The sequence below is a fragment of the Anabaena sp. UHCC 0451 genome, from assembly GCF_034931405.1.
Lineage (GTDB): Bacteria > Cyanobacteriota > Cyanobacteriia > Cyanobacteriales > Nostocaceae > RDYJ01.
The window spans coordinates 29,525-41,734 of record NZ_JAYGHA010000020.1 but is presented as its reverse complement, the minus strand read 5'-3'; the positions used below and the strand labels follow the sequence as shown (position 1 = coordinate 41,734).

Below are 12,210 nucleotides of genomic sequence, written 5' to 3'. Positions count from 1 at the left end.
ATACTTCTGTCAGTCATAATTTAACGCTTTTGTCATTCTGAGATAAGGGAAGAATTTCCAAGATGCTTCTCTGCCAAATGCTCCGCGAAAGTTTCTCAGCATAACAATCAAAAGTACAATTTGTCCCGGTGGGTAGTATATTCAGTTCACAATTGAATGGTTGATGTTTCCAGTCTAAACCACTAAGTATTGACTGCCATACCGAGAAATACTGAGTTATTCTGACTTATTTCGATAATATCTTTAAGTTACAAAATTTCTGGTTCTATTAAAAAACCGGATATCTAACGAAAATCTGAGGATTTACCCAATTTACAAAGTAACTGTTGTATCAATTAACATGGCTAAGTAAGTTAAAAATCTTTGTCAACTATCTTTAGGTAGATTGTTATAATGTGTTAACTATGAAAAGATCCGATAGATAAAGTCTAAAATTTAGCAAAATTCAGACTAAAAGACTAGATTATTTCTGTTAACGTGTAAATGCTGGGCTTATTTATGTCAAGGTCACTCAGGGTTCGTCATGACTGTATTGAGAGAGTTAAGATAGCAGTTACACGCAGTGGCTATCCCCACCAAAGAGCCTTGGCTCATGATACAGGATTGTCTATAACCACAGTTAGCAGTTTCATTACTGGTAAACCTGTTGATTATGCAACCTTTGAAGAACTATGTCGCAAATTAAACCTCGACTGGTTACTTGGTTCTTCAGAAATAGCCTTTTCCCTGCTACAATCAAAACAACTGCTGGGAACAGAACAGCAAAAGTATCAATTATGTGATTTATATAGTAATAATCCGCTCATCATTAAAATTATTACTCATATAATTGTAGAATTATTTAATAGTGATGTTGAAAAATTTCTTACACAAAATACTTTATTAGTTAGTAATCAAATTCATAATTTGCTAGAACAGCAATTAAATTTTCTCTCAACATTAGAACAACAAATAATGTACGCTGTCGCAACTCATCAGCAGTTAGTAACAATTAATTATTTAATAAATAAATTACCTCATATTTCCATATCTCATCTTTTCCAAGCTATAGAAAATCTATATTCACGTTGTTTAATTGAGAAAACAGCAGATAAATACACCTTACAACCTTTGATTATAGAGTACGTGCAGAACCATTTTCACCAAAATCTTGACCCGTTTATGAATTTTTAGTAAAGAAGGAGAAAATAGTAGGGGTTTAGCATTGCTAAACCCTTACTGTCACCTGTCACCTAAAATTAAGGTGCTAAGGCATTACCACGCAACAAACTAGCAATAGTTTTGGCAGTAATTTTTAATTGCGTGATGGGGTTAGCGGGAACTACAGTTTTATACAAATAGCTATCAAAAGTTAGCCGTTGTACATCCATGTCATCACACATTTCTACAAATGCTTCGCGGGTAGCATCGGAACGATAGAAAACGGTTTGGAGAATATCCAACACTTTGTAGGTCAGTCCGTATTTCTTATCCCAACGCTTGAGGTAAAGTTTCAGTTCTTTTTCTGTGGGGATACGCGCACCACCGTTAGAAACCTCAACAATTGTTTCTGCACACATCCGTCCAGACTTAGCCGCAAAATAAATACCTTCACCAGAAGACTTGGTAACATAACCAGCAGCATCACCGACTAAAGCAATGCGGCCAACTACGCGACGAGGACGGGGATGTTCAGGAATGGGGTGTGCTTCTACTTTGATGATTTGACCACCAGCTAATTTTTCAGAAGCACGAGCGCGGATACCTGCTTGCAACTGTTTAATGCTGGCTTTGTTAACCTGCATTGTGCCTGTGCCGACAGCTACGTGGTCATATTTGGGGAATACCCAAGCGTAGAAGTCTGTAGAAACATCATCGCCCACATACATTTCGGCCATGTCGTTGTAATAGGCCATTTTATCTGCGGGTAGGCGAATCCTTTCTTGGAAAGCGATCGCATAATTGTAATCCCCAGCATCCATTTCCTTAGCAATGCGGGAATTTGCCCCATCAGCCCCAATCACTAAATCTACCTTTAGGGTTTTAGCAATCCCTTGCGCTCCACCTTCAGTATGATCAACGTAATGGATTGTATAGGGGTCAGTGTTATTTGTGGGTATATCAAGTTTATGAACGGTGGCGTTAATTAACGTTGCACCTAGTTTAGCCGCTCGTTCTCGCAAGAAACTATCCAAAACCTCACGGCGGCACATTCCTATATATTCTTCTTCATTTACCAGATTGATATCTACCTCACGGTTAGAGGGAGAAATCATTTTCATTTTCCGCACTCGACGGTCAATAATTTCTGGAGGTAGCTCAAACTCACTCACCATACACAGAGGAATAGCTCCCCCACATGGCTTGGCGTTGTCTAGCTTGCGCTCAATTAAGAAAGTTTCAATTCCAGCTTTTGCCAGTGTCTCAGCGGCAGATGAACCAGCTGGGCCTGAACCCACAACCGCAACCCGTAGTGTCAAAGGTTTTCTCCCAATCTTCACATTTACCGAAAGGATCGTATCATGGACTTTCGGTTGAGATTGCGTTTAAGCTCAAGGTTTTGACAGAATTGCAATATTCCTTAACATTTCGACATAAAAACTGACGTAAGAAAGGGCGGATCAGGATTTATTACTAGACATTAGTCAATGATAACTACAAGAAATACTAATATCATAGACACCTGACAAAATATGCAAGTTTCTTTATTGGATTTAGTGACTAGAGAAGTTACTGTTTCGGCAATTACTGGATATCAAAAACATATTTCCCCCCATAAAGGCTTTGCTTGCGCTCACAGAGTCTTATATGGTGGTGAATCCTGTTCCCAGTATATTAAACGGGTAATTGGTCAGGAAGGATTAAAAGCTGCGTTTCTCAAGTCCCGTGTCAGATTTCAAAGCTGTAAGCAAGCAAATCTAATTCTCAGATCCCAAGCTGAGGAACTAGAACCACCAAACCAAACAGATGAAGAGAAGCGGAATCAGCCAACTCAGCCGATTACTCCCAAGTCATCTTGTCAAGATAGTTTTGATGTTGTGGATTTAGGAATAAATTGCGCTGAAATAAGTTGTGACTGTCCAGAAATGCTGAATATGACTCCTGATTGCAGTTCCCTAGATTGTAGCGCCCTAGATTGTAGCGCCCTAGATTGTAGCATTCTAGATTGTGGGGGCTGTAGCTGGTAATTTTATGTAATGGGATGAGTTAAAAATGTGATATAAAGTAAAATACAGTAATCCTACCCGTAAACCGTAGATTAAATTCAGAGGTATAAAACCAGTGGGCATAGTAGTTGAAAATGTGTCTAAGCAATTTGGCAGTTTCCAGGCTGTTGATCAAGTGAGTTTAGAAATTAAAAGTGGTTCACTGGTTGCTTTATTAGGTCCATCTGGATCTGGTAAATCTACCTTACTGCGGTTAATATCAGGTTTGGAAATGCCAGATAGCGGTAAAATCTTACTGACTGGAAAAGATGCTACATATCAAAGTGTTCAAGAGCGAAATATTGGGTTTGTGTTTCAGCATTATGCTTTATTTAAGCATTTAAATGTGCGGCAAAATATAGCTTTTGGCTTAGAAATTCGCAAAGCACCGAAAAAGAAAATTAAGGGTAAAGTAGACCAATTACTGGAATTAGTGCAATTAAGTGGATTAGGCGATCGCTATCCTTCCCAACTTTCAGGAGGACAAAGACAAAGAGTAGCTTTAGCCAGAGCTTTGGCCGTAGAACCTAACGTATTATTACTAGATGAACCATTTGGCGCATTAGATGCTAAAGTCCGTAAAGACTTGAGAGCTTGGTTACGTCGTCTCCATGATGAAGTTCACGTTACCACGGTTTTTGTGACTCACGACCAAGAAGAAGCAATGGAAGTCTCCGATGAAATTGTGGTGATGAATAAAGGTAAGGTGGAACAAGTAGGAACACCAGCAGGAATTTATGATCATCCGGCATCAGCCTTTGTCATGAGTTTTATTGGACCTGTGAACGTGTTACCAAGTTCTGCCAAAATTTTCCAAAGTAGTGGTTTCGACTCAGCTAACCCAGAAGTATTTTTGCGTCCCCAAGATGTAATTGTGGAAAGAGTAGCTAACGGTACAACTGCACCCGCTACAGTTAGCCGTGTCATCCATCTGGGTTGGGAAATTCAAGTAGAGCTAAAGTTGGATGATGGACAAACTTTTACTGCCCACTTAACACGCGATCGCTTTGATGAGTTAAAATTAGAGCCGCAAGATCGAGTTTACGTCAAACCCAAAGATGCAAAATCTTTCCCACTTTATTATTCGATTTAGAACTAGATTCAGAACTAAATTCAGCCCCAAACCCACTCTGGCAGTGAATTAATCAATATTAAACTTTGCCTTTTTACAGCTTCATCTGTGGGTTTCCGGGCAATCCAGCATAATTAATACTAAAGAAAATTACTCTATACGGATACATTGAGATATTTAATGGTTAGAATTGACTAAGTGTTAATTTTCTCAGCTTTACAACTTAACTTATATGACATTTGATATTGTTGGTGCTGCTGTTGATTTTGTGAATGATACTACTAACAGAATTATTTCAGCATTTACGAACCAAACTCTTGTTAAAGAAAATAAAATTAATTTATCTGCAACCATTCAAAAAGTTAGACAAGATCAGCGGGTAATTGAAGCTGAAATTGGTTATTATCAGCGCAGAGAAGCGAGAAAACAAGAATTTTTACAAATTCAGCAGACAACAATTCATGCAGACGCAGATATAGAAGTAACTTTAGTATCACAGAGACAAGAAAAATTACTGAAATTAAAGCAGGAAGAAATAGCAGATCGAGGTAAGTTAAGTACATTGTATTTAAACTTAAGTCGGGAAACAACAACTAAAGAAATCGACCTGAAACAAAAAGAGATTCAAGCAATTTTTGATCAGCAGAAATGGCCGGGAATTTTAAGCCGTGATGAAGCCCAGAGAATTTTCATAGATGAACAAAAGAAACCACGCTTATTGATGTTAGTTCCACCCCCAGATATTAGTGATGACTTTCCTGTATTATTCCGTGATTCTCTCAAAAAAGAAATTCGCAACCAACTAAAACTTTTTTTAGAAAAATATTATCCCCTGCATAGTGATTTATGCCCCGTAGAATTCTATGGTAAATATTTTGAACGTTCAATTTTTGATGTTGAAGTCAAGCAGTTAGAGACCATTTTATCCGCTGTACCAACAGCAATTATTTACACTGACATCACCGATCACGAAGTTTATTTCAATGTTAAATTTTGGGGACTTCAAGAACCAGTTTCCTTATCTTTTGAACCGTGGAATTGGGAAGAATCCAAAGAACAGTTTGAAGAATCTGGCAGTGATGAAACTAAGAGTCTACGGGCAATTAGGCAAACCATTGTCATTTTACACAAGTTATTGGCCGCATTTTTGGCAGATTGGTATTATTTGAATATCAACCCAAATTATGAACCGCAATTATTTAAATTAAGTGCAGACTTTCCTTCAGTCTGGACTAATGAAATGTTAGAAAAACTGAAAATTATTCTCAAAAAATATAGGGCAGCTTACAATTGTGAATTAAGAGCGTTGGCATCTGGTGAAAGAGAAAAACCAAAAATTTGGCATTGTGTCAATACTCTTTATGGTCACTCAAATTATGTTTTTTGTATTGCTGTAAATCCTCAAGGAAATACTTTTGCTAGTGCGAGTGCAGACAAATATATTAAAATTTGGGACATACAAACTGGAGAAGTTATTCATAGTCTTACCGGGCATTCTAACTATGTTTCCTCAGTTGCTTTTTCCGCTGATGGCAACATTATTGCTAGTGGTAGCTATGACAAAACATTTAAGCTATGGTATGCCTTAAAAAGTAAAACTTTTATTGAGCATTCTGGTTGTGTAACTTCTGTTGTTTTTAGCCCTAATGGTAGTCTTCTGGCTACGGCCAGTATGGATAAAACTATCAAAATGTGGGACTTAAACGATGAAGAGTTAGTATATAGTCTCACTACGCATAAAAATTATATTAATTCTCTTGTTTTTACCAAAAATGGAGAAAAGTTAATTAGCTGTGATGCTGATAAAACCATCAAAATATGGAACGTTAAACAAGGCTCAGAAATTATAAGTATTACCGAGCATTCAGATGAGATTAATACTATAGCTATTAGTCCAGATGACAAGATTTTTGCTACTGGTAGTCATGACAACACAATTAAACTTTGGTATCTAGCTACAGGAGAACTAATTCACACATTTGACGGCCATACAGATGGAGTTACAACTGTTGCTTTCAGCCCTGATGGTAAAACCTTAGTTAGTGGCAGTAATGATAAAACAATTAAATTTTGGCACTTGGAAACTCAAGAATTAATAACTACTCTCACCGAGCATTCATCAACTGTTCATACTGTGGCTTTCAGTGTTGAGGGAAATAGGATCATCAGTGGTAGTGCTGATGGTACAATCAAAATCTGGCAATTTGATTAATCACTTGATTAAAAATGTTGTAGAGACTCTAGAATGTCTCTACACATAAATTCATATTTTAATATAGCTACGCCAACTATCAGCAACAACAAATAAGGTGATATATTAATTATCACCGTTGACAAAAACTGAGGCATATTTCCCAATATATGACACTCGACAAGTTTTGAAAGCGGGCGATGGGACTCGAACCCACGACATTCTGCATGGGAAGCAGACATTCTACCACTGAATTACACCCGCAAAAAGTAATGATGGTAATTTAGTCTAGTAGGCATTATATCATAGTTCAACAAAAATCAGCAGGAAATTTTGTTTACGGCAGAAAACAGGAGGCAAAAAACAGCAAACATTAAAAAGCTATTTACATTCACCAAAATTACAAGCGGTGAAAGCGATTATAAAAAATATATACCCAGAGTATCCTTTATGTTCAATACAACTGAAATTATCATTGATGCTTTTGTAAATCAACTGCGAGCAGGTTATCAACGTACTTACGGTGGTTTAAAAACTGATCATCAGGACATCATCGCTTGGGCTGGTAACATGGCTTTAGAAAATATTGCCAACAGTGATGCTTTATATCACAATGTAGAACACTCAGTTCTCGTTACCCTGGTTGGACAAGAAATTTTGCGTGGTAGACACATTCGGGAAGGTGGGGTTTCCAGTGAAGATTGGTTACACGTAATTATTTCCTTATTGTGTCACGATATTGGCTATGTTAAAGGAGTTTGTCGTGACGACAAAGAATCAGAAAGTTTATATGCTACAGGGCAAAATGGCGGCATGGTTTCGCTTCCTACTGGTGCTTCTGATGCTAGTCTCACACCCTATCATGTAGATCGGGCTAAACTATTTATTGATGAAAGATTTGGTGGACATCCTTTAATATGTGCGGAAGTAATTAAGAACAATATTGAATTAACACGGTTTCCAGTTCCTAGCGCCGATGATCATCAAGATACCACGCACTTTGCCGGTTTAGTCCGGGCTGCTGATTTAATTGGGCAATTAAGTGATCCCCGTTATTTGAAAAAAATCACTAGTTTATTCTATGAATTTGAAGAAACTGGAATTAATGCAGCTTTAGGCTATAAAAATCCTGGAGATTTACGCAAAAACTACTCCAAATTTTATTGGAATGGTGTCTATCCTTATATCAAAGAAGGACTGCGTTATTTATCTCTCACACAACAGGGAAAACAAGTTTTGGCTAATCTTTATTCCAATGTTTTTGTTGTTGAACATGAAAAACAAAATGAAGAATTGCGGTATTTAGCTGAACAGTTAAATGCTTAGATAATCACATGGTTCTAGCTTCTACTTGGGTTTGGTAATTGGTAAATATTCCCTCTATCACCTGTTACCTTTTCCCTAGTTTCTAATTGAAGAATAATATTACATAGTAATTGAAAATTATGAATTGGTGGCAGAGACTCAAGAAAAATCCTTTGGCGCGATTTGGTGCAAGTGTATTATTAATATTTTATTTGGCAGTAATTGGTGCTGATTTTATTGCACCTTACAACCCTTATGATTCGCAGCCAAATGGTTCATTACTGCCACCAACGCGTATTCATTGGTTTTCCCCAGCAGGTAAATTTATTGGACCCCACATTTATCCAACAATTCAAGGTGATACAAGCCTAGAAACAGGAGAACGGAAATTAATTGTAGACTTAAAAAAACCTTCACCCTTGGGTTTATTTGTTTCTGGTCCAGAATATAGATTATTTCAACTGAGTTTACCCCTACCTCCTAAATGGGATGAAGTCACTATCATTCCTGGTATTCCCCTAAATTTACATTTATTTGGCTCAACTGGTGCAGCAAAATTTAATATTTTAGGAACTGATGAACAAGGAAGAGATCAATTTAGTCGTCTGCTTTATGGTGGGAGAATTAGTCTATTCATCGGTATTTTTGGGATTATCATTACCTATCCTTTAGGATTAATAATTGGCGGTATTTCCGGTTATTTTGGTGGTGTAATTGATAGTGTAATTATGCGCTTGGCAGAAGTGCTGATGACTTTTCCTAGCATTTATTTGTTAGCAGCATTATCAGGAGTTTTAAGCCCTCAATTAACCAGTACACAACGATTTTTATTAATTGTTGTGATTACTTCTGTGATTAGTTGGGCAGGTTTAGCTAGGGTAATTCGTGGTCAAGTTCTATCAATTAAAGAAAGAGAATTTGTCCAAGCATCACTAGCAATGGGTGGTAAACCAATTTATATTATTATCCGTCATGTTCTACCCCAAACTGCTAGTTATGTAATTATTTCTGCAACTTTAACAATTCCCAGTTTTATTGGTGCAGAAGCAGTTTTGAGTCTGATTGGTTTAGGTATTCAACAACCTGATCCCTCTTGGGGAAATATGCTTTCTTTAGCTAGTAATGCTTCTATTTTAGTATTACAACCTTGGCTAATTTTGCCCCCAGCAATATTAATTATTCTCACGGTTTTAGCATTCAATTTACTCGGTGATGGGTTGCGTGATGCCCTGGACCCGCGCAGTTTACAAAGGTAATTAAATATGTAATTATCAAAATGTCTGAATCACTTATGAACAAAAAGATCCCCGATTTCTTGAAGAAATCGGGGATCTGAACTCTAACAATATTCACAAATCAACTAGAATTGCTATATAATACAATTTAAAATGTAGGTTGGGTTAAGGGACAGCGCAACCAAACAAAAGGTTTTTACAATCAATTTTTTAATCATGTCAAGACTATTAGTAACTCAATACCAAGCGGAAGTAGAAAAAATCATTCAATATGGTGGTTCACGGAAAGAAACATCAATTCGTGTCGCTTTTCAAAACCTCCTCAATGAATATTGCAAACCCAGAGATTTTCTTCTCATTCCTGAATTAGATTACAAACTACCAAATGGTAAACTTGTTTATCCCGATGGGACAATTAAAGACGCTTTACGGTTAGATTGGGGTTACTGGGAAAGTAAAGATCAATATGATAAATTAGATGAAGAAATAGAAAAGAAATTAAATAAAGGTTATCCCGATAGTAATATTTTATTTGAAGATTCCCAAACTGCGGTTTTAATTCAATCTGGACAGGAAACCCAGCGCGTTTCTATGGGAGATGCTGACGCAGTAGATGGAATTATTACCAGTTTTATTAATTATGTTCGTCCTGAAGTTAGAGATTTTCGAGAAGCAATAGACATCTTTAAACAAGATTTACCCACTATCTTAAATTCTCTCAGAGATTTGATAGATTTGCAAGGAGAAAATAACACATCTTTTCAAACTGCGCGAGATAAGTTTTGGGGAATTTGCAAAGAATCAATTAACCCTGAAATCAGTTTATTTGATATTCGGGAAATGATGATTCAGCACATTTTAACAGAAGATATTTTTATCAATATTTTCAGTGAATCACAATTTCATCAAGAAAATAACGTAGCGAGAGAATTACAAGAAATAATTTCTACCTTTTTTACTGGAAGTGTCAAACGCAATACTCTAGGAAGCATTGAAAGATATTATGCAGTTATTAGAAGAACTGCGGCTAATATTTATAATCATCAAGAAAAACAGAAGTTTCTCAAAGCATTATACGAGAATTTCTACAAAGCATATAATCCCAAAGCTGCGGATAGATTAGGAATTGTTTATACTCCCAATGAAATTGTCAGGTTTATGATTGAAAGTGTGGATTTTCTCACACATAAACATTTTGGTAAGTTGTTAGCAGACAAAGATGTAGAAATTTTAGATCCTGCGACGGGAACAGGGACTTTTATTACTGAGTTAATTGATTATTTACCAAAGCAGAGTTTGGAACACAAATATAAACATGAAATTCATTGTAATGAAGTGGCAATTTTGCCTTATTACATTGCAAATTTGAATATTGAATTTACCTATAAACAGAAAATGGGTGTGTATGAGGAGTTTGAAAATATTTGTTTTGTAGATACTTTAGATAATACTTCTTTTGCGGGTAAGCAATTAGATTTGTTTGCTATGAGTGTGGAGAATACCGCAAGAATCAAAAGACAGAATGATAGAACTATTTCTGTGATTATTGGTAATCCTCCTTATAATGCAAAACAGGAAAATTTTAATGATAATAATGCTAATCGTTATTATACAGCTATAGATAAGTTAATTAAGGAATCTTATATTAAATATAGTAAAGCTCAAAATAATATTGTTGTTTATGATATGTATACTCGGTTTATTAGATGGGCTTCTGATAGACTAGGTAAAAATGGGATTATTGCGTTTGTTTCTAATAGTTCTTTTATAGATTCGATTGCTTATGATGGTTTTAGAAAAGTTGTAGCTAAAGAATTTAATGAAATTCATGTTATTGACATGAAAGGTAATGCAAGAACAAGCGGAGAAAGACGACGCAAAGAAGGTGGTAATGTCTTTAGTGATGAAATTAGAGTAGGAATAGCGGTTTATTTTTTAATTAGGAATGAACACGCGGAAGGTTTCAAAGTTTATTATAATGCAATTGATGATTATACAGATGCAGATGAAAAGAAAAAATATTTTAGTTCCCAAAAATTCAGAGATTTAGGTTTTACTCATCTGAAACCAGATACCAATGGTAATTGGATTAATCAATCTGATAACGATTTTGAAAGTCTTTTATCTTTAGTTGATAAAGATGTGAAAGCAGGTAAAGGAGAAGAAGCAGTATTTAAGTTGTTTTCTTCAGGGTTGAAAACACAGAGAGATGAATGGGTTTATGATTTATCTGAAACTGCGTTAGAAGAAAAAGTAAAATTTTTAATTGAAGTTTATCAGAAAACATTAAAAGATTCAAAATACCCAGGAAAAGATCAAATTAAATGGGATAGAGAATTAAATAAATATTTGGACAGAAAAATAAATAAAATTTTTGAAAATGACCAAATTATTAAAAGTTTATATCGTCCCTTTTATCAACAATATTTTTATTTTGATAAACATTTTAATGGAATGACTTATCAATGGTTTAATATTTACAATAACAATTCAGAAAATAAATTTATTGCTGTCAATGTGGGAACAATAAAATTTGGAGTTATCGCTTCTAATACAATAATTGATTTAGGAAGTTTATTAGTAGGTGGTGGAAGTACACAATGTCTATCACTGTACTCTTATGACAAAGAAGGAAACCGCATTGATAATATAACCGACTGGGGACTAAAACAAATTCAAACCCATTATCAAGATTCAACAATTACCAAAATAGACATCTTTCATTATACCTACGCAGTCTTACACAACCCAGCATATCGCAGCAAATACGAACTTAACCTCAAACGCGACTTTCCGCGTTTACCATATTATGAAAACTTCCAAAAATGGGTTAACTGGGGAAAACAACTCATGGAAATTCATATTAATTATGAAACAGTCACACCTTATAAATTAACCCGTGTTGATATTCCCTTAAAAGACAACCAAAAAACACCAAAACCCAAACTAAAAGCCGATAAAACCAAAAATAGCATTATCTTAGATGATGTCACAACATTAGAAAACATTCCGAAAATAGCTTGGGAATATATGCTAGGTAATCGTTGCGCTTTAGAATGGATTTTAGATCAATATAAAGAAAAGAAACCAAAAGATCCAACCATTGCGGAAAAATTCAATACTTATCGTTTTGCAGATTATAAAGAACAGGTAATAGAATTATTAATGAGAGTCTGTACCGTGAGTGTAGACACAATGGAAATAATTAAAGAAATGGAATAA

At 35.6% G+C, this 12,210-nt stretch carries 8 protein-coding genes and 1 tRNA gene; 7 read left to right on the top strand and 2 right to left on the bottom strand.

Annotated elements, in window-relative coordinates; all coding sequences use genetic code 11:
- Positions 1 to 498 precede the first annotated feature (498 nt).
- Positions 499 to 1,173: a hypothetical protein gene (locus VB694_RS15150; protein ID WP_323361154.1), complete on the top strand. Its 675-nt coding sequence runs from the start codon at positions 499 to 501 to the stop codon at positions 1,171 to 1,173.
- Positions 1,174 to 1,238: 65 nt separating this feature from the next.
- Here VB694_RS15150 and chlP read toward each other — a convergent pair whose 3' ends face one another.
- Entirely contained in the window at positions 1,239 to 2,459 is a 1,221-nt protein-coding gene (chlP, locus tag VB694_RS15145; RefSeq protein ID WP_323361153.1) for a geranylgeranyl reductase, read from the bottom strand.
- 213 nt (positions 2,460 to 2,672) lie between these two features.
- Between chlP and yidD the strand changes: the two genes are divergently transcribed.
- The 3 genes from yidD to VB694_RS15130 all read left to right on the top strand — a co-directional run bounded on the left by yidD (position 2,673) and on the right by VB694_RS15130 (position 6,469).
- Positions 2,673 to 3,167 (top strand): membrane protein insertion efficiency factor YidD, encoded by a 495-nt coding sequence (yidD, locus tag VB694_RS15140; RefSeq protein ID WP_323361152.1) that lies wholly within the window; start codon positions 2,673 to 2,675, stop codon positions 3,165 to 3,167.
- Positions 3,168 to 3,261: 94 nt separating this feature from the next.
- On the top strand, positions 3,262 to 4,278 hold the full coding sequence (locus VB694_RS15135) for a sulfate/molybdate ABC transporter ATP-binding protein (RefSeq protein ID WP_323361151.1): 1,017 nt from the start codon (positions 3,262 to 3,264) through the stop codon (positions 4,276 to 4,278).
- A 211-nt stretch (positions 4,279 to 4,489) separates the two neighbouring features.
- Positions 4,490 to 6,469: a WD40 repeat domain-containing protein gene (locus VB694_RS15130; protein ID WP_323361150.1), complete on the top strand. Its 1,980-nt coding sequence runs from the start codon at positions 4,490 to 4,492 to the stop codon at positions 6,467 to 6,469.
- A gap of 171 nt (positions 6,470 to 6,640) precedes the next feature.
- On the opposite strand, the gene VB694_RS15125 is transcribed toward VB694_RS15130, so the two are convergent.
- Positions 6,641 to 6,712: transfer RNA gene (locus VB694_RS15125), tRNA-Gly, on the bottom strand.
- Between the two features lie 186 nt (positions 6,713 to 6,898).
- Here VB694_RS15125 and VB694_RS15120 point away from each other — a divergent pair.
- From VB694_RS15120 to VB694_RS15110, 3 genes are all read left to right on the top strand, one after another.
- A complete protein-coding gene (locus VB694_RS15120) occupies positions 6,899 to 7,774 on the top strand; it encodes an Npun_R2479 family HD domain-containing metalloprotein (protein WP_323361149.1) in 876 nt (291 codons plus the stop codon).
- 119 nt (positions 7,775 to 7,893) lie between these two features.
- Positions 7,894 to 9,009, top strand: coding sequence for an ABC transporter permease (locus VB694_RS15115; protein ID WP_323361148.1), 1,116 nt, complete (start codon positions 7,894 to 7,896; stop codon positions 9,007 to 9,009).
- Positions 9,010 to 9,204: 195 nt separating this feature from the next.
- The gene (locus VB694_RS15110) at positions 9,205 to 12,210 is read left to right on the top strand and encodes a type ISP restriction/modification enzyme (RefSeq protein ID WP_323361147.1); all 3,006 of its coding nucleotides are present in this window, start codon (positions 9,205 to 9,207) and stop codon (positions 12,208 to 12,210) included.

What these genes read in the sequence shown, in the direction of transcription:
- VB694_RS15110 (WP_323361147.1), top strand. Translation starts at nt 9,205, where the DNA reads ATGTCAAGACTATTAGTAACTCAATACCAAGCGGAAGTAGAAAAAATC.
- yidD (WP_323361152.1), top strand. Translation starts at nt 2,673, where the DNA reads ATGCAAGTTTCTTTATTGGATTTAGTGACTAGAGAAGTTACTGTTTCG.
- VB694_RS15115 (WP_323361148.1), top strand. Translation starts at nt 7,894, where the DNA reads ATGAATTGGTGGCAGAGACTCAAGAAAAATCCTTTGGCGCGATTTGGT.
- VB694_RS15130 (WP_323361150.1), top strand. Translation starts at nt 4,490, where the DNA reads ATGACATTTGATATTGTTGGTGCTGCTGTTGATTTTGTGAATGATACT.
- VB694_RS15150 (WP_323361154.1), top strand. Translation starts at nt 499, where the DNA reads ATGTCAAGGTCACTCAGGGTTCGTCATGACTGTATTGAGAGAGTTAAG.
- VB694_RS15120 (WP_323361149.1), top strand. Translation starts at nt 6,899, where the DNA reads ATGTTCAATACAACTGAAATTATCATTGATGCTTTTGTAAATCAACTG.